The organism is Streptomyces sp. NPDC006476 (genome assembly GCF_040612015.1).
Classification (GTDB): Bacteria; Actinomycetota; Actinomycetes; order Streptomycetales; family Streptomycetaceae; genus Streptomyces; species Streptomyces griseorubiginosus_B.
Window position 1 is genome coordinate 18331 of record NZ_JBEXPK010000001.1, and the last position, 22139, is coordinate 40469.

Consider the following 22139-nt stretch of genomic DNA (forward strand, 5'->3'; position numbering starts at 1 on the left):
GCCTCAGCCCTTGATCTCGGTCCAGGCCTGGACCCACTTGGCGTACGGCACGCACTTGACGTCGGTGCGGCCGTCGAGGCACTGCTCGATGGGGGTGTTCCAGAAGGCGATGTTCTTCCAGTAGCCCTCGTCGGCGGCGTGGAAGGTGGTGCAGAAATTCTTGTCGCCGGTGAGGTCGCAGGCCTTGGAGTTGGCGGGTGCCTCGCCGAAGTACTCGGCGACCTGGGCGTTGACCTTCGGGGAGACGATCCAGTTCATCCACCGGTAGGCGCAGTCGGGGTGCTTGGCCTTGGAGTAGATCATCCAGGTGTCGGACCAGCCGGTCGAACCCTCCTTGGGCACGAAGGCCTTGACCTTGGCGCCCTCGCCGGCGGCGAGGTTGGCGATGACCTGCCAGGTGGTGCCGACGACGGAGTCCCCGCTCTTGAAGGCGGAGATCTCCTTCAGGTAGTCGCTCCAGTACTCGCCGATGCTCGCGTTCTGCTTCTTCAGCAGGCTCACCGCGGCGTCGAACTGCTTCTGGTCGAGGGCGTAGGGGTCCTTGATCTTCAACTCCGGCCTGGTGGACTTGAGATACAGCGCGGCGTCGGCGATGTAGATCGGGGAGTCGTACGCGGTGACGTGGCCCTTGTACTTGGCGGCGTCGTCGAAGACGGCTGCCCAGGAGGTCGGTGCGGGGGTGACCTTCTGGGTGTTGTACATCAGCAGGTTGGCGCCGCGGCCGTGCGGGATGCCGTACATCTGGCCCTTGACGGAGTTCCAGGCGCCGTTCTTCAGGCCGCTGAAGATGTCCTTGTAGTTCGGGACGAGCTCGGTGTTGACGGGGGCGGCGTCGCCGGAGGCGATCAGGCGCAGGGAGGCGTCGCCGGAGGCCGAGACGGCGTCGTACTCGCCGGTCTTCATCAGTTTGACCATCTCGTCGGAGCTGGCGGCGACCTTGGAGTTGACCTTGCAGCCGGTCTGCTTCTCGAAGGGGGTCACCCAGTCGACCTTGGGGTCGTTGGAGCCGTTCTCGACATAGCCGGCCCAGGCGATCAGGTTGACCTGCCCCTCGGACTTGCCGAGCTTCGACAGGGGTTTGAGGTCAGGGGGGTTGAGGCCGGTGGAGGACGAACCGCCGGATCCGGAGCCGCAGGCGGTGGCGGCGAGCAGCAGCGCGGTGGCGGCCGCGAGGTGGAGAGTTCGGGTGAGGCGCACGACGTTCTCCATGGGTCGGGGTCAGTCGGGGACGTGGACGGTGTGGCGACGGTGCCAGCTCAGGCGCACCCGGGTGCCGCGGTAGGCGGCGACGTCCTCGGCGGAGGTCTCCAGGTTCTGCTGGAGGGCGGTGAGGCGGCCGCCGGCGTCGAGGTCGACGAGGAAGCGGGTGGCGTCCCCGAGGTAGACGACCTCGGCGACGGTGCCGACGGCGCTCGCGTGCTCGGGCTCGTCGGCCCCGGCGGACTCCTTCAGGACCCGGATCTTCTCGGGGCGGACGCTGTAGACGCCGGGGGCGCCGACGACGCGCTGGGCGGACTCGCCCTCCAGCAGGTTGGAGGTGCCGACGAAGGAGGCGACGAAGGCGGTCGCGGGGCGCTCGTAGATCTCGGCGGGGGTGCCGACCTGTTCGACGCGGCCCTGGTTGAAGACGGCGATGCGGTCGCTCATCGTCAGGGCCTCCTCCTGGTCGTGGGTGACGAGCACGAAGGTGATCCCGACCTCGCGCTGCAGCGCCTTGAGTTCGACCTGCATCTGCTCGCGCAGTTTGAGGTCGAGGGCGCCGAGGGGTTCGTCGAGGAGCAGCACGCTGGGGCGGCCGACGAGGGCGCGGGCGAGGGCGACGCGCTGGCGCTGGCCGCCGGAGAGCTGGGCGGGCCGCCGCTTGCCGAAGCCCTCCAGGCGGACCTCGCTGAGTGCCTTGCGGGCCCGGACCAGCCGCTCGGCCTTGGGGACCCCGCGGACCTTGAGGGAGTAGGCGACGTTCTGTTCGACGGTCATGTGCGGGAAGAGGGCGTAGTCCTGGAAGACGGTGTGCACGTCCCGTTCGAAGGGCGCGAGGCCGGTGACCTCCTGCCCGCCGAGTTCTATCCGTCCGCCGGTGGGGCTCTCGAACCCGGCGATCATGCGCAGGACGGTGGTCTTGCCGGAGCCGGAGGGGCCGAGCAGGGAGAAGAACTCACCGTCCTGGATCTCCAGGTCGATCCCGGCCACGGCGGTCGTCTCCCCGAAGGACTTCCGCAGATCCTGCAGCCGGATCGCACTTCCCTCCATGCACGGGAACCTTTCTGGTGCACGCGTACGTTGTACGGAAAGATATGAAGTCATAGTTCAAAGCTCAAGGCCCCCTCAGGGTAAAGCTTGAGTCAACGTGCAAGGTGGTGGCCGTGATCCAGCAGCAGATGACGGGCGGTGCCCGCAGGGCCGTCTTCACCCCGGTGGACAACCGGGCGCGCGTGGACGCGGTCGTCCGCCGGATCGGTGACGCCATCGAGCTGGGCCTGCTCGCCGACGGGGAGCAGTTGCCCGGCGAGAGCGAACTGGCCGGGCAGCTCGGCGTGTCCACGGTGACCCTGCGGGAGGCGTTGATGGCCCTGCGCCAGCAGGGACTGCTCACCACCCGCAGGGGCCGCGGTGGCGGCTCCTTCGTCTCCCTGCCCGAAGTCCCCGGCGAGGAACGCCTGAAGGCGCGCCTGCGCGGCTGGGGCACCGAGGAGCTGCGCGACCTCGGCGACCACTGGGCCGCCCTGTCCGGTACGGCGGGCCGCCTCGCCGCCGAGCGCACGGAACCCGACGACCTTCTGCAACTACGGCGTACGGCCGAGGAGTTGGCGCAGGCCGAGGACGCGGCTGCGCGTGGGCGGGTGTACGGGCGCTTCCATGTGGAGCTGGCGGCGGCCGCCCAGTCGGCCCGGCTCACCCGCGAACAGGTGGCCCTGCAGACGGAGGTGGGGGCGCTGCTGTGTCTTGTGCTCGCGGACGACGAATATCGTGAAGAGGTGGCGGACCGTCACCGCTCCGTAATCTCGGCCGTGCAGGATGGGGCTCACCAAACGGCCAGGGAACTGGCCGAGCGGTGCGTGCAGGAGTCGACGGCACGGCTCATCGCCCTGCGTCTGACGCTCTAGCCGCGCACCGCGTCCGGTCCCGTCCGGGGGAGGGTGGCATGAGCCTGGCGACGGCGGCGCTCGGCACGGCGCCGGAGGAGTCAGTCGCGGCCGAGGTGGGATCCGAGCTGGAGAGCGTGTTCGACGCCGTGTCCGCCACCCGCGCCGAGACCACGGCCCTGCTCGCCCGGGTGGCCGCCGACAACCGCCGCCCCGCCACCGTGGACCTCGCCGCCCTGCGCCCGGGCCTGCATCTGCGGCTGGCCCGGAACGCGCTGGTGTCCGGGGTCGGCTTCGTCGCCGCGCCGGGCCTGCTGGGCGACGTACCGGCCTGGCTGGAGTGGTGGCAGTCGGGCGCGGAGGGGGACGTACGGCCGCTGCTGCTCGACCTCGACCCGGACCACTCGGCGTACGCCGACTACACGCACTGGGACTGGTTCGCCCTGCCCCGGGACACCGGCGAGCGGGCGGTGGCGGGACCCTATGTCGACTACCTCTGCTCCGACGAGTACAGCCTCACCCTGTCCGCGCCGGTGGAGACGGAGGGCCGTTTCGCCGGTGTGGCCGCGGCCGACGTGTACCTGCGTCACTTCGAGGCCGCCGTGCTGCCGCTGCTGCGCCGGCTGCCGGGCCCGGCGCACCTGGTGAACGCCCGCGGACGGGTGGCGGCCTCCGCCGACCCCGCCCATCTGGCCGGCTCGCTCACCAAGGGGCCGGACTTCGCCGCCGTGCTGGAGAGCGCGCGCCCGGCCCGGCACGACGGCATGCGCCTGATCCCGTGCCGAGGCGTCCCACTCGTGCTGGTCACCTCCCCGCGCTGACGCGGGCGGCCACCCACCCCCCTCTCCGACCCGGCACCGCCGGCGACCTGAACGCCGGCGGGGCCCGGTCAGGTCTCGGTGTCCGGCACCACCCTCAGGTGCGCCGCCGTACGGCGTGCGGTGCGGGTCCGGGGGCGCTCGCGCCGGGCCTCCCGCAGGACGAACGTCATGCGCGTGTACCCCATCTCCCGCAGCGTCTCGGGCGTCTCGTCCACCACGCGGCAGTCGGTGGCGCCCCAGCGCGGGTCGGGATGCAGCAGCGGCCGTACGGCGCCGTCGTTCGCGGCGGCCCGCTCCCCCATGACCCTCAGCCAGTGCGGCAGGCCCTGGCGGTAGGCGGCCTCCATGATCGGGTCCTGGGCGATCTCCCGGCGGATGGCCTGCAGCCCGTGGTCGTGGGTGTGGCACTCGACTGCGGCGGCGAAGTGGGCCAGCATCGGCAGGCACCAGCTCGACTCGTGCTCACCGAGGACGCTCGCCGCGTCGGGATGGAAGAGCACGAACCGGAGGAGGTTGTCGCCCGGCATGGCCGTCGGGTGCGGGCCCACCTCACGGAAAAGTGACGCGAAAGCGTTGTTCGTCAGAACGACGTCCCAGCGGTGGTCGACGACGACGGAGGGGAAGGGCACGGCCTCCAGGAGGGTGGCGTAGTCCTGCAGATACGCCTGGGCCTCGGGACTCTCGGGGACGGGCCGCGGTGCCGGCCGCTGCCCTCCTGCCTGATACGCCATCGGGAGGTCACCCCTCTTGCCTCTGCGGCCTTCACGCGGCGCCTTGATCCTGCGGCCCCGGCAGGAGCCATGTCAACTATCGTGGCATTCCATGCCTGTTGACGGCTGAAATTGGCCACAGTTGTGGCGACACCTGGATGTGAGTTCGAACGACCCGGTAATCTCCGTCAAGTTCACGGCATCCGCTTGTGAGCAGCCTGTGCGAAACGTAGGAGATCTGTCGGTGACGGAAGGCTTCGAGGCTCCGGGCACCACGCCGGCGACCGCCGCGCTCCCGGCCGTCGTCGCTCGCGTCGGCACGCTCGCCGACCGGCTCGGCGTAGCGCACGCCGAGGTCTTCCACACCGGCCGCCTGTCCAGCGCCTCGGGCGTGCCCGAACCGGTCGTCCAGGCCCTCCTCGCGGGCCGGCCCGCGGGCGAACCCGACGTCCAGGCCCGCTTCCTGCAGCGGCTCGACCTGCTGCGCCGCACCCGGCTGAAGCCCAACGGCCGCAAGTACACCCAGCAGGAGATCGCCGACGGCGCGGGCATGTCCCGTCAGCAGGCCGGCGCCCTGATCAACGGCGACCGCCGCCCCACGATGGAGCACTGCGACGCCCTGCAGCGCTTCTTCCGCGTGCACGCCGGCTTCCTCACGGCCGAGGACCCCGAGGCGCTCACGGTCGCCCTGCAGGGCACCGAGCAGGAGCTGTTGCAGCGGCTCGCGGAGCGGGAGGCGGCGTCGGCGGACGAGGACCCGCTGGAGAAGCTGCTGCAGGACCACGGTGTGCGCGGGATCGCCTGGCGGGCCGCCCAGCTGCCCACCGACCAGCACCGCGACAAGGTGGCGGAGTGGCTGGACATGCTCCTGGAGAGCGTCAAGCGGCCCGAGTCGTGAGCCGGGGGCGGCGCGTGGGCATCGGCAAGGACATGCGCCGCCTGTGCGGCGAACTGGTCACGGCACTCCCCCTGCCCGTCCCCGCCTCCCCCACCGGCCCGCACACCGCCCTGTGCGAGGCGATGAGCCGGCGCCGCGGACGCCCGGTCCAGTTCCGTACGGCCGTCTTCCCGCCCGGCACGGCGAGCGGCCTGTGGCTGGACATGACGGACCGGGACCTGGTCGTCGTCGAGGAACGCACCGCCCCCGACCACCAGTTGGTGATCCTGGGCCACGAACTGTGGCACATGCAGGCCGGCCACGGCGGCCACCATGTCGACGGCGCAAGGGTCGCCGCCCGCCTCCTGGACGACGACATCGATCTGCGGGCCACCGTGCGCACGGTCGCCGCGCGCAGCCACTTCGACCAGGCCGACGAGCAGCAGGCCGAGACCTTCGGCCTGCTGCTGGCGAGCAAGTGCCGCACCCTGCTCACCGGTTCGGGTCACCGGGCGCCGGTGCAGCGCGACCACCTGGCGGGCCGCATCGAGGCCTCCCTCGGCTACCTGGGCCCGCAGAGCCAGCCGTCACGTCGCGCTGCGTTCGCTGGCCTCCCGTAGGTTCCGGTCCCCGGTGCGCTCCCTGCCGTCGTGGAGGCGGCCCTCGACGAGCAGGTCCCGCCAGTGCTCACGGCTCCAGTCGGCCGGCGCGGTCGTGGCCGTGAACTCCTCGACCAGGGAGACGAAACGTGCCGGGTCGCTGTGGAAGGGGAAGTGGCCGGCGCCCTCGAAGATCTCCAGTCGGCTGCCCGGCATCGCCTCGTGCGCCCCGTACGCGTGCCGCACCGGCACCACGCTGTCCCGGTCCCCCCACATCAGCATGGTCGGCATGCCCTCGGTCAGATAGCAGCGGTCGAGCATGGTCACGACCTGCCCCCGCCAGTCCACCACCGCCCGCAGCGTACGGATGAAGGCGTTGCGGGAGGTCTCGTCCGGGAGGGCGTCGACGAGGTCGACCAACTCGGCGGCGTCCTGCCCGAGATCGGTGTCCATGAGCTTCATCAGCCGCACCGCGAGCCCCACTTGCATCCGCATCCCCGGCAGCCGCAGCGCGGACAGCATCACATGGGCGCCCGGCAGCGAGACCAGCCGCAGCACGGGGTTGACCTCCCGCCCGACCCCACCGGCACTGACCAGGATCAGCCGCTCGGTCCGCTCCGGGAACTGGTAGGCGAACTGCATCGCCACTCCCCCGCCCAGCGAGTGCCCCACCAGGGTCGCCGATTCGATGCCGAGCGTGGTGAGCAGGTCCCGGACGCCGTTGGCGTACGCGGCCACGGAGTAGTCGGCGCGCGGCTTGTCGGAGGCGCCGTGGCCGAGCAGGTCGGGGGCGATGACGGTGTGGGTGCGGGCCAGGTCGGGGATCAGCTCGGCCCAGGTCGCCGAGGAGTCGCCGATGCCGTGGACGAGAACCAGGACCGGGCCCTCGCCGGCCATCCGGAAGGCACGCCGGTATCCGTGCACCACGCGGTACCGCAGCCCCAGTTCGTCCTCGCCGACCGAGCGCAGCCGCACGGCCCGTGCCGGGCGCCTTCCCGAGACGTCGACCATGCCTCGCCTCCCGTTCCACGGCCGCCCGCAAGCGGCCCGAAAGCCCTTGCCCTCCAGCGTAGAACCCCATTCCCACCAGGGGTTTCGAGGAGGTTTCGGCTCCGCTAAGCGAGCGAACGGCCCCGTCGCCGGACCCGATTGTCAGTGGCGGGCGGCAAGCTGGAGTCGCACCCCTCCATACCGGGGTGCGCAGCGACCGAGCCGAGACGCGACACGGGGAGAGCCGACGATGCCCACCGCTGTACTGACCGACCGCGAGCGCACCGCAGTACAGGCGTATCTGCGGCTGCTGCACACCGTACGAGCCGCCTTCGACGGGCCTCCCGGCGAGGCCCGACCACCCGTGGTGCCGCCCTCGGTGCTGGCCGAGGCGGAGCAGGCGCTGGCGGACGCGGGCCTGACGGGCAACGAGGAGGAGTTCTTCCGGCTGTTGCAGAGCTGGTGCCCCGAACCGTGACAGCCCCGCTCCGCGGGGTCAGTCCGCGGTGTGCGGGACCGTGACCGTGGTCGCCACCAGCCCCCGCCGGACGCTCCAGCGGCCCTGGAAGCGGTTGATCCGTCGGCCGCCCACCAGGGGCCCGGGGACGAGGAGTTCGGCGCGGAAACCGCCGTGCGGCGGCCCGTCGCCCGCGTCGACGAAGACCTCGATGTCGGCCTCGGTGAACTCCAGCCACCGCCCGGTGAGGGGGAACCACGCCTTGTAGACGGACTCCTTGGCGCTGAACAGCAGCCGGTCCCAGTGGACTTCCGGGTGCTCGTCGGCGAGCCGGCGCAGCCGGTCCGCCTCGCCGGGCAGCGACACGGCGTCCAGGACACCGTCCGGCAGGGGCCCGTGGGGTTCGGCGTCGATGCCGAGGGAGGCCAGGTCGGCTGCGCGGACCAGGGCGGCCGCGCTGTAGCCCTCGCAGTGGGTCATGCTGCCCACCAGGCCGGCGGGCCAGACCGGCGCGCCGCGCTCGCCGGGCAGCACGGGCCGCGGCGGCACACCGAGCTTCTCCATGGCGCGCCGCGCGCAGGCGCGCACCAGAGCGAACTCGCGCCGGCGCTTGGGCACGGCCTGCGCGACGACCGCCGCCTCCTCGGGGTACAGCGGGGCGGGCTCGGTGCCGTCGTCGCCGTGCACCTCCACGACCACGACCTCGTGCGGCAGCAGCTCCTCGATCACCCGGCCCCGACCTCCCTCGGCAGTACGCGGCGCGGTCCGCCCGGCGGATGCGGCCGCTTGCGCCACTCGCGGGGGTAGCCGACGGACACCTCCTCGAAGCGGACCCCCTCGTGCCAGGTGGTCCGCGGGATGTGGAGGTGACCGTAGACCATGGTCTCGACGCGGAAGCGGCGATGCCAGTCGGCGGTCAGCTCCGTGCCGCACCACATGGCGAACTCGGGGTACCACAGCACGTCACAGGGGTGCCGGTCCAGCGGGTAGTGGTTGACGAGGACGGTGGGCAGGTCGGCGGGGAGTTCGGCGAGCCTGCGCTCGGTCTCGGCGACCCGGGCCCGGCACCAGTCCTCACGGGTCGGGTGGGGGTCGGGGTGCAGGAGGTACTCGTCGTTGCAGACGATGCCGGTGCCGTGCGCGTACCGCAGGCCCTCCTCCTTGGTGGCGCAGCCGGCCGGCAGGAAGCTGTAGTCGTACAGGAGGAAGAGCGGGGCGACGGTCACGGGCCCGTCCGGGCCCTCCCAGACGGGGTAGGGGTCCTCCGGCGTGGTGACGCCGATGTCGCGGCACATCTCGACGAGGTGCTCGTAGCGGGCGACACCGCGCAGGGTGACCGGGTCGCTGGGGTGGGTCCACAGCTCGTGGTTGCCGGGCGCCCAGACGACCTTGGCGAAGCGGCCGGCGAGGGTCTTCAGGGCCCAGCGGATGTCGGAGACGGTCTCCGAGACGTCACCGGCGACCAGCAGCCAGTCCTCGTCGGTCTCCGGGCGCATCGCCTCGACCAGGGCGCGGTTCTCGGCGTATCCGATGTGCAGATCGCTGATAGCGAGCAGCCGTCCGGCACCACCGGCCCTCGACGTCACCGCTCGCCCCCTCCGCACATCGCACGCCCGAGACACCCCACGCCCGAGAGTCCCACCAGAGCACATTCACCGCGCGCGGACAAGGCGGCACCGGTCCGTCCACGGGTCCGGCGAATCCGTAACACGCACGTTGCACGCGGGGCCCCGGGAAAGCCGTATGATCGCCCCAACACCAACGCCACGGACTCCCTTCACAGGGGCGGTTTGGTGACCCTCCAACTCCCCTGCCCGGGCACGGGCTGCTCCGCCGTGCCCGCGAACCGTGAAAGGACGGCCCTGCATGGTCTCTCGCGTACGCGTCTGGCTCAACCGCACGTACGCGGAGAACGTGTTCTTCATGGATCAGCTGCGGCGAAATCCGAGTGATCGGGCGGTCGAGATCCACGCGACCCACGGTGACGCCGACTCGCCCGTGCTGGCCGCCGCCGACACGGCCGACCTGGAGCCGGAGGGGCTCTCCCCGGCCGCCTACGTGGAGTTCGCCCTCGACCAGTGCGCCAGGCGGAACATCGACGTCTTCGTGCCGCGTCTGCACCAGTCCGCGATCGTGGCGCACCGCGCCGACTTCGAGGCCGTGGGTACGGCCCTGCTCGCGCCGCCGCCCGAGGCCGTCGCCGTGTTCGAGGACAAGGTGACCGCCTACGAGGCCGTGCAGGCGATCGGGGTGCCGGTGCCGTCCTGGTGGCGGGTGCGGACGGCGGACGAACTCCTCGCCGCCGTCGAGGAGTTGGAGGCCGCCGGGCACAAGGCGTGCTTCAAGCCCGCGTCCGGCGCGGGCGGGGTGGGCTTCCGGGTCGTCACCCGGGCGCCCTTCTCGATGGCGCACCTCACCGGGTTCCCCAGCCCCTATGTGCCGCTCGATCTGGTGGTGGGGGCGCTGGAGCAGGCCGAGGAGCCGGTCGACTGGATCGTGATGCCGCGGCTGGAGCAGCCGGAGGTCTCGGTGGACTGCCTCACCGGGCCCGACAACCGGGTGCGGCTGGCCGTGGGGCGGACGAAGAACGGCCGTCGGCGCGGGTTCACGTTGCACGAGCAGTGGCTGGAGCCGGCGCGGCGGATCGCCGAGGGGTTCGGGCTGCACTATCTGTCCAATATCCAGTTCCGGATGTTCGGCGACCGTCCGGTCCTGATGGACGTCAACACTCGGCCGGCCGGCGGCCTGCACCAGCTGTCGCTGTGCGGGGTCAACGCCCCGTGGGCCGCTGTGCAGTTGGCGCTCGGTGAGGATCCCGGGGAGATGGTGCCGCCGTTCCTCGGGCAGGACTACACGGTGGTCTCCGGGCCGCGGCCGCTGCGGCCGGTGTCGATTCCCCAGCAGCGGATGGAGGAGACGGAGACCCTGCTGCCGGCGTTGCCCGCGCCCGTCGAGCCGGTTCAGGCCGCGGCTTCCGTCCTGCGCTGAGCCCCCGTCCACAGGTATGGACCAATTCTGTCGTTCACCTTGACAAGAGGATTGGTCCATACCAACTTTGTTGCGCACCCCCTGCAGTTCTCTCTGTACCGCTCTCTGCACTCCCGAACACCCCCATTCCTTCAGGGAGATCGCGTGCGCAACACACTCAGACGTTCCCGACGTCGGCTCCTCGCACTGGTCGGTTCCGCGGCTCTCGCGCTCGCCGGAGCCATCGCCCTTCCCGGCACGGCCCAAGCGGCCAACATCCTGACCAACCCCGGCTTCGAGTCGGGCGGTCTGTCCCCCTGGACCTGTACCGGCAACCTCGGCTCGGTCGTCTCCTCCCCCGTGCACGGCGGGTCCAAGGCCCTGCAGGGCGCGGTGTCGGACAGCGACAACGCGCAGTGCAGCCAGACCGTCTCGGTCCAGCCCAACACGACGTACAGTCTCAGCGGTTGGGTGCGCGGCTCTTACGTCTACCTCGGCGTGAACGGCGGGGCCTCGACGTGGACCACCTCGCCGTCGGCGTACAGCCAGCTGTCCGTGTCCTTCACGACCGGCGCCTCGCAGACCAGCGCGACGATCTACGTCCACGGCTGGTACGCGCAAGGGACCTACTACGCCGACGACATCAGCCTCGACGGACCCGGCGGCGGTGGCGGCGGCTCGGACACCCAGGCACCCTCCGCGCCGACCGGCCTGACCTCCACCGGCAAGACCTCCTCCAGCGTGTCGCTGAAGTGGAACGCCTCGACCGACAACGTGGGCGTCACGGCGTACGACGTCTACAGCGGCTCGAACAACGTGCTCAGCGTCTCCGGTACCTCCGCGACCGTCAGCGGGCTCTCGCCCAGCACCTCCTACACCTTCACCTTGAAGGCGCGGGACGCGGCCGGGAACGTCTCGGGGGCCTCCAACGCCGTGAGTGTCACGACGGACGCCGGGACCGGTGGCGGAGGCGGGTTCAAGCAGGCAGCGCCCTATCTGTACGAGGGCTGGGGGGATCCGCCGAGCCCGAGCACGGTGATGAGCGCGACCGGCATCAAGTGGTTCACGATGGCCTTCGTGCTGGACTCCGGCGGCTGCACGCCGGCCTGGGACGGCAGCCGGCCGCTGACCGGGGGCGCCGACCAGAGCGCGATCAACGCCGTCCGGTCCGCGGGCGGTGACATCGTGCCCTCGTTCGGCGGCTGGCAGGGCAGCAAGCTCGGCGCCAACTGCTCCTCCGCGAGCGCCCTCGCCGGCGCCATCCAGAAGGTGATCAACGCCTACGGCCTCAAGGCCGTCGACATGGACATCGAGAACACCGACGAGTTCGAGAACGAGGCCGTGCAGGCGAGGATCCTGACCGCGCTGAAGACCGTCAAGGCCAACAACCCCGGCCTCAGGACGATCGTCACCTTCGGCACGTCCACCACCGGGCCGACGTACTACGGCAACCGGCTCATCGAGCAGGCCCAGTCGCTCGGCGCCAACATCGACGTCTTCACGATCATGCCGTTCGACTTCGGCGGCGGCTCGGACATGTACGGCAACACGGTGAACGCGGCCGAGGGGCTGAAGGCCAAGCTGAAGTCGACCTTCGGCTGGGACGACGCCACCGCGTACGCGCACATCGGCATCTCGGGCATGAACGGGCTGTCCGACCAGCAGGAGAACACCACTCCGGCGATCTGGACCCAGATCAAGGACTGGGCCAACTCCCACCACATCGCCCGGCTCGCGTTCTGGGCGGTCAACCGCGACCGGCCGTGCCCGGGCGGCGGCGTGGTGAGCAACTGCTCCGGAATCAGCCAGAACACCTGGCAGTTCACCTCGATCACGGCCGGTTTCACCGGCTGACGACGGCTGGAAGCAGGGCTGGCGCCCGGGCCCCCGCGGCGGGAAGAATCCTTCCCCGCCGCGGGGGTTTTCCCGTGGTCGGGGGTGACGGCGGATTCGGGGGCTGCTCAGAGGTGAGAAGAAGCATCGCTGCCTGTGGGTGTCTGCTGCTCCTTCTGACGGCCTGCGGAGGGGCCCCCGACGAGAAGAGGCTGGGGCCCGGCCTGAGCCAGACCGACTTACTGGCCTCGATCGTCAACGACCGGAAACAGCTCTTCGACGGTTCCCTCGCCTACGCACCCTCCGTCTCGGTGCCCGTCGGAGGCAGCCTGAGATACGACGTCGTCCTCACCGCGCGCGGCGAGACGTCGCGGCGCGCCACGCGGACCGCCGTTCAGACACGGGTCTTCCGGGTGGGCGGGATGCAGGGCGCCCGGCTGACGCCGTACAGCCGACAGGTGAGGACGGTCCTGCTGTCCGAGGCGAGGCAGCCCATCGCCCGGCCGGGCGATTCCGCGCTGTGGGAGTGGAGCGTGTCCGCCGACGAGCCGGGCGACTACGAACTCGGCCTCACCGTCATCACGTACCAAGGGGGGACGAAGCGCGCCCTGGAGACGCTCAACCCGCCGATCGACGTCCATGTGAAGGTCCGCGACACCTGGTCCCACCGCTTCACCTCCATGCGGGACTGGCTGTTCACGGCGGCGGGCATCGCCGGCGCCCTGGTGGGGATCTACGCGCTCCGGGCTCCCCTGGCCGAACTCGTGCGGGAACGGCGGGAAGCCCGGAAGCGGCGTGACGAGAGCCGGGACGGCTATCTGTGAACGGTCGTCAGAAGCGCCCCGACCCCCGGTACAGCTCCAGCTCCCCCTCCAGCTCCACGGCCAGCACCGTGGCGAAGGGGTCGAGGTCCGACTCCCCCGGCGGGTCGATCCACAGCACGCCGACCGCCTCGTGCAGTCCGCCCACGACCCGGTGGCCGAGTTCGGTGCCGGTGCCCAGGACGGTCACCCGGCGGACCCCCGTCGCGAGGCCCCGGACGCCGATCTCCGCCCGCGGGGCGTCGAACAGGGTGAGATAGAGGGTGCGACGGTCGGCGGAGAGGGTGCTCGGGCCGTAGTGGTGCCCGGCCGGCAGCCCGCGCACCGTCCCGTACACCGCCTCCGCGTGCCGGCGGATCCACTGCCCCAGGCCCTCCAGCCGCTCGACCTGCGGCTGCGGGATGGTGCCGTCCTCCATCGGGCCGACGTCGAGCAGCAGGTTGCCGCCCCCGCCGATGGTCTCGGTGAAGTAGCGGATCAGCTGGGCGAGCGACTTGTGGTTGTGGTCCCGGTGCTGGTACCCCCACGAGTCGTTGATCGTCAGGCACAGCTCCCAGGGACCGTCCGGCGGCACGATCGGGGCGCCCTGTTCCGGCGTCGCGTAGTCGCCCTCGCTGAGCATCCGGGCGTTGAAGACGACGTGCGGGACGTACGACCTGATCAGCGCGGCCAGTTCGGGGATGCGCCACTGCTCCTCGCTGCGGTCCCACTCACCGTCGAACCACATCAGGTCGGGACGGAAACGGGAGGCGATCTCCGTGATCTGGCCGTCGCGGTAGGCGATGAACCTCTCCCACGCCTCAAGGTCCTCGTCCTCGGCCGCCACTTCGGAGTAGCGGTTGTCCTCCAGCTCCGGCGGACGCCCCGGCTTGCGCGTGGAGGCGTAGTCGGGGTGGTTCCAGTCGGAGTGGGAGTAGTAGAGGCCGACCTTGAGGCCCTTCTCGCGCAGGGCGTCGGCGTAGGGGCCGATGTAGTCCTTGCCGAGGTTGAGGTCCCCGTACGCGGTGTCCCACAGAGCCACACCGTCGTGGTGACGGCTCGTCAGGACCGCGTACCTGGCCCCGGCGCGGGCGAACAGGTCCGCCCAAGCCCTCGGGTCATAGTTCGCGCCGGTGAATCGCTGCAGCTGGGACATGTACTGCTCGTGCGGCACGATGTCGTCGTAGAACGACCAGGACTCCTGGACGCCGTCGACGGCATAGATGCCCCAGTGCACGAAGATCCCCAACTTGGCGTCGGTGAACCACGGTTGCATGGCCATCGCTCAGCCCCTGCGCAGCCGGAGCGTCAGGATCTGGAAGGGGCGCAGGGAGACCGGGACGCCGCCGTCCACGACCTCCGCGTCCTCCAGGGACCGCTCCAGCAGGTCGGTCACCTGGGCGCCGGTCAGCGGGAAGCCGGTGCGCAGGACGCCGCTCGCGCGGCCGCCGCGGGACTCGTAGAGCCGTACCACCACGTCACCGGACTCGTCGTCGGCCAGCTTGACCGCCTCGACGGTGACGCCCTCGCCGGCCACGGACACCACCGGCTCCGGCTCGCCCGCCGAATCGGCCACGCGCAGCGGGAGGTTGAGGGCGTAGCCCTCGGCCACCGCGTCCTCGATGCTCGCGCCGGGCAGCAGGGAGTAGGTGAGGCGGTGGCGGCCCTGGTCGGCGCCCGGGTCCGGGATGCGCGGGGCGCGGACCAGGCTGAGGCGGACCGTGGTGGTCGTACCGCCGTCCTCACGGACCGTGCGGGAGACGTCGTGGCCGTAGGTGGAGTCGTTGATGACCGCGACGCCGTAGCCGGGTTCGCCGACGTGCACCCAGCGGTGGCCGGAGACCTCGAAACGGGCCGCCTCCCAGCTGGTGTTGGTGTGCGTGGGCCGCTGGATGTGGCCGAACTGGATCTCCGCGGAGGAGTGCGGGGCGCGGATGTCGACCGGGAAGCCGGCCTTCAGGAACTTCTCCGCCTCGTGCCAGTCGATGTCCGTCTCGAAGTCGATGCGGGCACTGCCGGCGCGCAGCGTGATCGTCTGGACGATCTTCGAGCCCTTGCCGAAGGAGCGCGTGACGCGGATCGAGCCGAGCAGCGGGTCCTCGTCGGCGATCTCCACCGCGTCGGCGTCGAGCAGGTCCGTGTAGCGGTTCTTGTAGTGCTTGTCGACGTCCCAGGCGTCCCAGTAGTTGGGCAGGTCGGTGTGCAGGCGGAGCAGGTTGCCCGCCTCGGCGAGGACCTCGCGGCCCCCGGCGCGCAGGTCGCGGACGGAGGCGAGGGTGCCGTCCTCGGCGACCTCGACGCGCACCAGGCCGTTGTCGAGCACGCGGCCGTTCACCGTGACGGGGGCCGGGGGTTCGGCCGCCGCGACCGGCGCGCTGCCGCCGGCCGGTACCTCGACGAACGTCGGGAAGCCCGTCGCCGTGCGGATCACCTCGGCGCGGTCGAAGGGGCTGGTGTTGAACACCCGGGTGCCGCCCGCGCCCAGCGCGGCCACAGCCTCGGCGGTCAGCGCCTCCAACTCCTCGGCGACGCGCGCGTATTCGGCCTCCGCCTCGCGGTGCACCCAGGCGATCGAGGAGCCCGGCAGGATGTCGTGGAACTGGTGCAGCAGCACCGTCTTCCACAGCCGGTCCAGCTTCTCGTACGGGTAGGTGTAGCCCGGTGCGTGCAGCGCGGCGGTCGTCGCCCACAACTCGGCCTCGCGCAGGCGGTGTTCGGAGCGGCGGTTGCCCTGCTTGGTGCGGGCCTGGGAGGTGTAGGTGGCGCGGTGCAGCTCCAGGTAGAGCTCACCCACCCACACGGGGGCGTCCGGGTACTCCTCGCGGGCCTTGGCGAAGAACTCGTCCGGGTGCTCGACGACGACCTTGGGCGAGCCCTCCAGGTCGGCCAGCCTGCGCGCGCGTTCCATGATCTCGCGGGTGGGGCCGCCGCCGCCGTCGCCCCAGCCGAAGGGGGCGAGGGAACGGGTGGCGTTGCCCTTCTCTGCGTAGTTGCGGACCGCGCGGGACATCTCCTCGCCGCTGAAGCGGGCGTTGTAGGTGTCGACGGGCGGGAAGTGGGTGAAGATGCGGGTGCCGTCGATGCCCTCCCACCAGAAGGTGTGGTGGGGGAAGGTGTTGGTCTGGTTCCAGGAGATCTTCTGGGTCAGGAACCACTCGTTGCCGGCGAGCTTGGCGAGCTGCGGGTAGGCCGCGTTGTAGCCGAAGGAGTCGGGCAGCCACACGCCCTTGGTCTCGACGCCGAAGTGCTCGATGAAGAACCGCTTGCCGTGGATCAGCTGGCGGGCGATGGCCTCGCCGCCGGGCAGGTTGCCGTCGGACTCGACCCACATGCCGCCGACCGGCGCCCACTGGCCCTTCTTCACGGACTCCTGGATGCGGGCCCAGACCTTCGGGTAGTTGTCGCGCACCCACTCGTACTGCTGCGCCTGGGAGCAGGCGAAGACGAACTCCTCGTACTCGTCGGCCAGCGAGGTGACGTTGGAGAAGGTGCGGGAGGTCTTGCGCTTGGTCTCGCGGATGGGCCACAGCCACGCGGAGTCGATGTGCGCGTGGCCGACGCCGGAGACGATGTGGGCGCTGGCGTTGGCGGGCTTGGCCAGCACCGGCTTCAGCGCCTCGCGCACGGCGGCGGCCGAGCCGGAGACGTCGTCCAGGTCCAGCAGGTCCAGCGCGCGGTCCAGGGCGTGCAGGATCTCGTGCCGGCGCGGGTCGTGCTCGCCGAGCTCCGCCATCAGCTCGCGCAGCACCTGCAGGTCCAGGTCGAGGTGCCAGACCTCCTCGTCGAGGACGGCGATGTCGGCGCGCTTGAAGGTGTAGAGGGGCTTGTCGCCGGCGGTGAGGACGTCGCCCAGCGGGGTCGGCTCGGCGAAATTATTGGCGAGGATGTCCGGGTTGGAAGCGGCCTCGACCAGGTAGTGGATCTCCTCGCCGCCCGTGGCCGGGTTGGCGATCGGCACGTACTGGTTGAGCGGGTTGACCGCCTTCAGGGGAGTTCCGTCGGTGAGGTGGACGAGGGCCTCGGCCTGGTTGCCGGGCCAGTCGCCGACGAAGCCGAGGTCGATGACGGCCTCGACGCGCCGGCCGGCGAACTCGGCGGGCACCTGCCCACGCATCCGGAACCAGGTGGTGCCCCACGGCGGACCCCAGGGGGTGTCCATGGCGAAGGGGGCGTACGGCGCGGCCGCGGCCTCCTCGAAGGAGACCGGCTCCCCGGGGGCCTGCCAGGCCTCCACCTCGAAGGGGACGGTGGCCGCGTAGACCGCGGGCTGGATGCGCTGGGTGTGGAGGCGCTCGGCGCGCTCTTCGATCCGGCGGCGTTCGTCGTGCATGAAAGGTCTCCAGGGGGAAGGCGGGGAGAAAGCGAGGAGAAAGCGCTTTCCGCGCGGGAGCTTACTTGAGGTAGGCCAGGCCGGGGTGAACGGCCGTGTAGCCCTCGACCAATCGTCTCGCCACGTTGACGGAGTCGACCAGGGGATGGAGGGCGAAGGCCTTGACGGCCGTCGTCCGGGAGCCGGACTCGGCGGCGGCGAGCACCTCGCGCTCGACGGCCTTGACCGCGCAGACCAGCCCGGTGGCGTGGTCGGGCAGCGGGGCCACGGAGACCGGGTGCGCGCCGTTGGCGTCGACCAGGCAGGGCACCTCGATGACGGCGTCGGTGTCGAGGACGGAGAGCGTGGTGCGGTTGCGGACGTTGAGGATCAGGGTGGTGCGCTCGTCGCGGGCGATGGCCCGCATCAGGGCGAGGGCGACCTTCTCGTAGCCGCCGGAGAGGTCGTCGGGCTCGCGTTCCCCGGCGCCCGCGGTCTCCCGGTTCTCGGCCATGTACGTCGCCTCGCGCTCGGCCCGGGTGCGGTCCCAGGCGGCGAGGGCCTGGGCTCCGGGGTCGCGCATCTCCTCGTAGAAGTGGGCCTGCTGGTCGCGCAGGAAGGCGCCGCGGGTCTTCTCGGCCTGCTGGTAGGCGCGGACGGCCTCGCGGTTGAAGTAGTAGTAGTGCAGGTACTCGTTCGGGATCGCGCCGAGGGACTGCAGCCAGTCGGTGCCGAAGAGCTTGCCCTCCTCGAAGGAGCCGAGCAGGTCGGGGTCGGCGAGCAGCCGGGGCAGCTCGTCGCGGCCCGCGATGTGCAGGCCGCGCACCCAGCCGAGGTGGTTGAGGCCGACGTAGTCGATCCACGCCTCCCTCGGGTCGGCGCCCAGCACCCGGGCGATACGGCGGCCGAGGCCGACCGGCGAGTCGCAGATGCCGATGACGCGGTCGCCGAGGTGGCGGGACATGGCCTCGGTGACCAGACCGGCCGGGTTGGTGAAGTTGATGACCCAGGCGTCCGGGGCGAGCCGGGCCACCCGACGGGCGATGTCCACGGCGACCGGGACGGTCCTGAGGCCGTAGGCGATGCCGCCCGCGCCGACCGTCTCCTGGCCGAGGACGCCTTCCGCGAGGGCCACCCGCTCGTCGTCCGCCCGTCCCTCCAGACCGCCGACCCGGATCGCCGAGAACACGAAGTCGGCGCCGCGCAGGGCTTCGTCCAGGTCGGTCGTGGCGGTCACCGCGGGGGCGTCCTCGACGCGGGCGGCCTGCTCGGCGAGGACCCGGGTCACCGCGGACAGCCGGCCGGCGTCCAGGTCGTGCAGCACGACCTCGGTGACCCTGCCCTCGCCGCGGTCGCCCAGGAGGGCGCCGTACACGAGCGGCACGCGGAACCCGCCGCCGCCCAGAATCGTCAGCTTCACTCTTGCACCTTTCCTGCCTCGACCACCTCGACGCCCGCCTCCTCCAGGGAGGAGCGGGTCGCCGGGTCGGCCGGGGCGTTCGTGACCACCACGTCCAGGTCCTCGGGACCACAGACCTTCGCCATGCCCGTACCCGGGAACTTGGCGGCGTCGGCGAGCAGGACGACCTTGTCGCTGGCCTTGATCATGGCCCGCTTCACCGGCACCTCGACGACCGTCGTATCCATCACCTGCCCACCCGGACGCACTCCACTGGTGCCCAGGAAGAGCCAGTCGGCGTGGAGCTGGCGCAGGTTGTCCTCGGTGAGGAAACCGACCAGGGAGCGGTACTCGCGGCGGAGCATGCCACCGAGCAGCACCAGCTCGATGCCCTCGTCGTCGGCGAGCTCCTCGTAGACCACCAGGTTGCTGGTGATCACCGTGAGGCGGCGGCCGTGCAGCTGGCGGGCGAGCCGGAAGGCGGTGGTGCCGATGTCCAGCAGCACCGACTGGCCGTCCGCGACCATGGCGGCGGCGCGCTCGGCTATGGCGTCCTTCTCGGCCACGCGCACCTCGGCGACCTCGGCGAAGGGCTGGTCGCCCTCCTCCACGACGGCGCCGCCGTGCACACGCGTGAGCATGCCGTCCTCCTCGAGCTTGACCAGGTCGCGCCTGATCGTGGCGGGGCTCACACCCAGCTGCTCGGAGAGATCGGTCACGGACGCGGGGCCACCGGAGCGCAGGGCCCGCAGGATGAGTTGGTGTCGTCGTTCTGCCAGCACGGCGTGCACACTACTCGTCATCTTCAATCAAATCCATGCTCAGTTCTGCTCGGGTATTGACCAATCTCCCGGAGCAGCGCACGATTCCCGTCATCGAAATTGACGAGTTTTGACGAGAGGCACTTCGCGTGGACGACGACAGGCCCGACGTGCTCCTGACCGGGCTGCTCTTCTACGACCTCGTCCTCACCGGGCTCGGGAAGCCGCCGACCCCGGGTGAGGAGATCTGGACGGCCGGCATGGGCTGCGGCCCCGGCGGCATCGCGAACCTCGCGGTGGCCGCGTCCCGCTTCGGTCTGCGCACCTCCCTCGCCGCGGTCTTCGGCGACGACTTCTACGGCGAGTACTGCCGGGACGTGCTGTGCGACCAGGAGGACATCGACCTCTCGCTCTCCCGCACCGCGGACGGCTGGCCCACCCCGGTCACCGTCTCGCTGGCCGCCGGTCACGACCGGGCCCTGGTCACCCACGGCCAGGAGCCGCCGTACTCGCAGGACGTGCTGATGGGCGACCCGCCCGAGGCGCGCACCGCCCTCGTGCACCTCGAGGCCGAGCCCCGCGAGTGGCTCGCCAAGGCCGCCGCGAACGGCACACAGATCTTCGCCGACGTCGGGTGGGACCCCACCCAGGAGTGGTCGAAGGACCTTCTGGACCAGCTGGCCCTGTGCCACGCCTTCGTCCCGAACGAGGCCGAGGCGATGGCCTACACCCGCACCGACAGCGCGGTCGCGGCCCTCGGCACGCTCTCCGAGCTGGTGCCGGTGGCGGTCGTCACCCGCGGCGGGGACGGCGCGGTGGCCGTCGACCAGACCACCGGCGAGTACGCCGAGGTCCCGGCCCTGGACGTCGACGTCCTGGACGCGACGGGCGCCGGAGACGTCTTCGGCGCGAGCTTCGTCGCCGCCTCCCTCGGCGGCTGGCCGCTGGAGGAACGGCTGCGGTTCGCCGTCCTCGCGGCCGGACTGTCCGTCCAGCACCACGGCGGCGCCCTCGCGGCCCCCGGCTGGTACGGCGTCGACCGCTGGTGGCGCTCGCTCACCGACCCCGGCCTGCGCAAGACGTACGGCTTCCTCGCAGACCGTCTGCCGGCGGACGTCGGGCCGCCGGTGCGCCACGCCCCGGTCACCCCGCCCCGGCAGCACTGACCCTCACAACGCCCCCACAGTCCAACGCCCCTCAGCACCACGAACAGGAACAACAGGAGTGACCCGTGGACCTTTCACGTAGAGGCTTCCTCCAGGCCGCCGCGCTGACCGCGGCCGCGTCCGGACTGACCGTCGCCTGTGGCGGCAGCTCCGGTTCAGGCGGCACCAAGAACGGCAAGAACCTCACCTTGTGGTACTGGGGCGGCGCGCTCAGCGACAAGGTGGTCGCGGAGGCGAAGACCCACTTCGCCTCGGCGGTCACGCTGACCACCGCGTCCATCGGCGGCGACTTCAAGCAGAAGCTCACCACCACCCTCGCCGCGGGCACCTCCGTGCCGGACATCACCGGCATCAAGGGCGAGGACATCGCGTCCTTCCTGCCCAACGCCAACCGTTTCCTGGACCTGAACGACCTGGGCTTCAAGAAGCTCTCGCCCCAGTACCTGGAGTGGAAGACCAAGCTCGCCCAGACCAAGGACGGCAAGCAGATCGGCTTCCCGATCGACATCGGCCCCACCGCGCTCTTCTACCGCGAGGACTTCTTCACCAAGGCCGGGGTGGACCCCGACCCCGCCAAGGTCGCCGCCCTGGTCAAGACCTGGGAGGACTACTTCCAGCTCGGCACCGAGCTGCAGAAGAAGAACCCCGGCACCTACCTGGTCAACAACCTCGGCTCCATGTTCGACATGACGACCGGCCAGGGCACCCAGCGGTTCATCGACAAGAACAACCACTTCATCGGCGACCAGGACCACATCCGCGCCGCGTGGACCACGTCGGTGCGCCCCTACACCCTCGGCCTCGACGCCAAGATCAACGACAACACCTGGAACGCCGCCGTCGGCAAGACCCTCCTCACCGAGCTCGGCGCCGCCTGGCACGCGCTGGACATCGAGCAGGCCGCGCCGCAGACCAAGGGCAAGTGGCGGGTGTGCCCGATGCCCGTCGGACCGGCCAACCAGGGCGGCTCCTACCTGGCCCTGCCCAAGCAGTGCCGCAACCCCGAAGAGGCGTTCAAGATCATCAGCTGGATCCTCAGCCCCGCCAACGACGCCCGCGGCTTCACCGACGCCGCGATCTTCCCCGCCGCCCCGGCCGCCTACACCACGCCGGCCATGACGGGCCCCGACGCCTTCTTCGGCGGACAGAAGATCATCGAGGTCTTCGGCCCGGCCGCCAAGGCGGTGCCGCTCGCCTACGAGGCCCCGGCCGACGCCGCCGTGATGGCCCCCTACAAGACGGAACTGACCAACATCGAGGCCAAGGGCAAGAAGCCCGACGACGCCTGGAAGGACGCGGTCAGCCAGGCCAAGCAGATCGCCAGGCGACTGGGGGTGAACTGAGGTGTCGTCACCTCCGGTCACCGG

20 protein-coding genes are annotated in these 22139 nt (G+C 71.0%); 10 read left to right on the forward strand and 10 right to left on the reverse strand.

Going from position 1 to position 22139, the window contains the following annotated elements; genetic code table 11:
• Positions 1-3: 3 nt before the first annotated feature.
• Both ABZZ74_RS00095 and ABZZ74_RS00100 read right to left on the reverse strand, forming a co-directional pair.
• Complete coding sequence (locus ABZZ74_RS00095) at positions 4-1197, reverse strand: ABC transporter substrate-binding protein (RefSeq protein ID WP_356760523.1); 1194 nt, start codon at positions 1195-1197, stop codon at positions 4-6.
• 21 nt (positions 1198-1218) lie between these two features.
• Complete coding sequence (locus ABZZ74_RS00100) at positions 1219-2250, reverse strand: ABC transporter ATP-binding protein (RefSeq protein WP_356760525.1); 1032 nt, start codon at positions 2248-2250, stop codon at positions 1219-1221.
• 113 nt (positions 2251-2363) lie between these two features.
• Here ABZZ74_RS00100 and ABZZ74_RS00105 point away from each other — a divergent pair, with 113 nt between their 5' ends.
• Both ABZZ74_RS00105 and ABZZ74_RS00110 read left to right on the forward strand, forming a co-directional pair.
• Positions 2364-3104, forward strand: coding sequence for a GntR family transcriptional regulator (locus ABZZ74_RS00105; protein WP_356760527.1), 741 nt, complete (start codon positions 2364-2366; stop codon positions 3102-3104).
• A gap of 38 nt (positions 3105-3142) precedes the next feature.
• Complete coding sequence (locus ABZZ74_RS00110; RefSeq protein WP_356760529.1) at positions 3143-3904, forward strand: cache domain-containing protein; 762 nt, start codon at positions 3143-3145, stop codon at positions 3902-3904.
• Positions 3905-3972: 68 nt separating this feature from the next.
• Here ABZZ74_RS00110 and ABZZ74_RS00115 read toward each other — a convergent pair whose 3' ends face one another.
• Positions 3973-4635 (reverse strand): hypothetical protein, encoded by a 663-nt coding sequence (locus ABZZ74_RS00115; protein ID WP_165954742.1) that lies wholly within the window; start codon positions 4633-4635, stop codon positions 3973-3975.
• A gap of 223 nt (positions 4636-4858) precedes the next feature.
• On the opposite strand from ABZZ74_RS00115, the gene ABZZ74_RS00120 reads away from it, so the two are divergent.
• On the forward strand, positions 4859-5512 hold the full coding sequence (locus ABZZ74_RS00120; protein WP_356760531.1) for a helix-turn-helix transcriptional regulator: 654 nt from the start codon (positions 4859-4861) through the stop codon (positions 5510-5512).
• Positions 5513-5526: 14 nt separating this feature from the next.
• Positions 5527-6111: a toxin-antitoxin system, toxin component gene (locus ABZZ74_RS00125; protein WP_356760533.1), complete on the forward strand. Its 585-nt coding sequence runs from the start codon at positions 5527-5529 to the stop codon at positions 6109-6111.
• Here ABZZ74_RS00125 and ABZZ74_RS00130 read toward each other — a convergent pair.
• Complete coding sequence (locus tag ABZZ74_RS00130) at positions 6079-7101, reverse strand: alpha/beta hydrolase (RefSeq protein WP_356760535.1); 1023 nt, start codon at positions 7099-7101, stop codon at positions 6079-6081. The genes ABZZ74_RS00125 and ABZZ74_RS00130 overlap by 33 nt on opposite strands.
• A gap of 229 nt (positions 7102-7330) precedes the next feature.
• On the opposite strand from ABZZ74_RS00130, the gene ABZZ74_RS00135 reads away from it, so the two are divergent.
• Positions 7331-7558 carry a hypothetical protein gene (locus tag ABZZ74_RS00135; RefSeq protein ID WP_133041998.1) on the forward strand — a complete coding sequence of 76 codons (228 nt, stop codon included), beginning with the start codon at positions 7331-7333 and terminating at the stop codon, positions 7556-7558.
• An 18-nt stretch (positions 7559-7576) separates the two neighbouring features.
• Here the strand turns inward: ABZZ74_RS00135 and ABZZ74_RS00140 are convergent, their stop codons facing one another.
• Together ABZZ74_RS00140 and ABZZ74_RS00145 are read right to left on the reverse strand one after the other, a co-directional pair.
• Entirely contained in the window at positions 7577-8266 is a 690-nt protein-coding gene (locus ABZZ74_RS00140; RefSeq protein WP_356760536.1) for a 4'-phosphopantetheinyl transferase superfamily protein, read from the reverse strand.
• Positions 8263-9123 (reverse strand): metallophosphoesterase, encoded by an 861-nt coding sequence (locus tag ABZZ74_RS00145; protein ID WP_356760538.1) that lies wholly within the window; start codon positions 9121-9123, stop codon positions 8263-8265. Before ABZZ74_RS00145 ends, ABZZ74_RS00140 begins: the two co-directional genes overlap by 4 nt.
• 280 nt (positions 9124-9403) lie before the next feature.
• Here ABZZ74_RS00145 and ABZZ74_RS00150 point away from each other — a divergent pair, with 280 nt between their 5' ends.
• From ABZZ74_RS00150 to ABZZ74_RS00160, 3 genes are all read left to right on the forward strand, one after another.
• Positions 9404-10525 carry an ATP-grasp domain-containing protein gene (locus ABZZ74_RS00150; protein ID WP_356760540.1) on the forward strand — a complete coding sequence of 374 codons (1122 nt, stop codon included), beginning with the start codon at positions 9404-9406 and terminating at the stop codon, positions 10523-10525.
• A 144-nt stretch (positions 10526-10669) separates the two neighbouring features.
• The gene (locus ABZZ74_RS00155) at positions 10670-12358 is read left to right on the forward strand and encodes a carbohydrate binding domain-containing protein (RefSeq protein ID WP_356760542.1); all 1689 of its coding nucleotides are present in this window, start codon (positions 10670-10672) and stop codon (positions 12356-12358) included.
• Between the two features lie 113 nt (positions 12359-12471).
• Positions 12472-13161, forward strand: a complete 690-nt coding sequence (locus ABZZ74_RS00160; protein WP_356760543.1) for a hypothetical protein — start codon at positions 12472-12474, stop codon at positions 13159-13161.
• A 7-nt stretch (positions 13162-13168) separates the two neighbouring features.
• Here ABZZ74_RS00160 and ABZZ74_RS00165 read toward each other — a convergent pair whose 3' ends face one another.
• The 4 genes from ABZZ74_RS00165 to ABZZ74_RS00180 form a co-directional block, all read right to left on the reverse strand.
• Complete coding sequence (locus ABZZ74_RS00165; RefSeq protein WP_356760545.1) at positions 13169-14419, reverse strand: alpha-L-fucosidase; 1251 nt, start codon at positions 14417-14419, stop codon at positions 13169-13171.
• 3 nt (positions 14420-14422) lie between these two features.
• A complete protein-coding gene (locus tag ABZZ74_RS00170; RefSeq protein ID WP_356760547.1) occupies positions 14423-17467 on the reverse strand; it encodes a glycoside hydrolase family 38 C-terminal domain-containing protein in 3045 nt (1014 codons plus the stop codon).
• 61 nt (positions 17468-17528) lie between these two features.
• A complete protein-coding gene (locus ABZZ74_RS00175) occupies positions 17529-18866 on the reverse strand; it encodes a 6-phospho-beta-glucosidase (RefSeq protein ID WP_356760548.1) in 1338 nt (445 codons plus the stop codon).
• Positions 18863-19627 carry a DeoR/GlpR family DNA-binding transcription regulator gene (locus ABZZ74_RS00180; RefSeq protein ID WP_356761075.1) on the reverse strand — a complete coding sequence of 255 codons (765 nt, stop codon included), beginning with the start codon at positions 19625-19627 and terminating at the stop codon, positions 18863-18865. The genes ABZZ74_RS00175 and ABZZ74_RS00180 overlap by 4 nt, the downstream gene beginning before the upstream one ends.
• A gap of 128 nt (positions 19628-19755) precedes the next feature.
• Between ABZZ74_RS00180 and ABZZ74_RS00185 the strand changes: the two genes are divergently transcribed.
• Positions 19756-20772, forward strand: a complete 1017-nt coding sequence (locus ABZZ74_RS00185) for a carbohydrate kinase family protein (RefSeq protein ID WP_356760549.1) — start codon at positions 19756-19758, stop codon at positions 20770-20772.
• A gap of 65 nt (positions 20773-20837) precedes the next feature.
• The gene (locus ABZZ74_RS00190) at positions 20838-22115 is read left to right on the forward strand and encodes an extracellular solute-binding protein (RefSeq protein WP_356760551.1); all 1278 of its coding nucleotides are present in this window, start codon (positions 20838-20840) and stop codon (positions 22113-22115) included.
• The last annotated feature ends 24 nt before the right edge of the window (positions 22116-22139 follow it).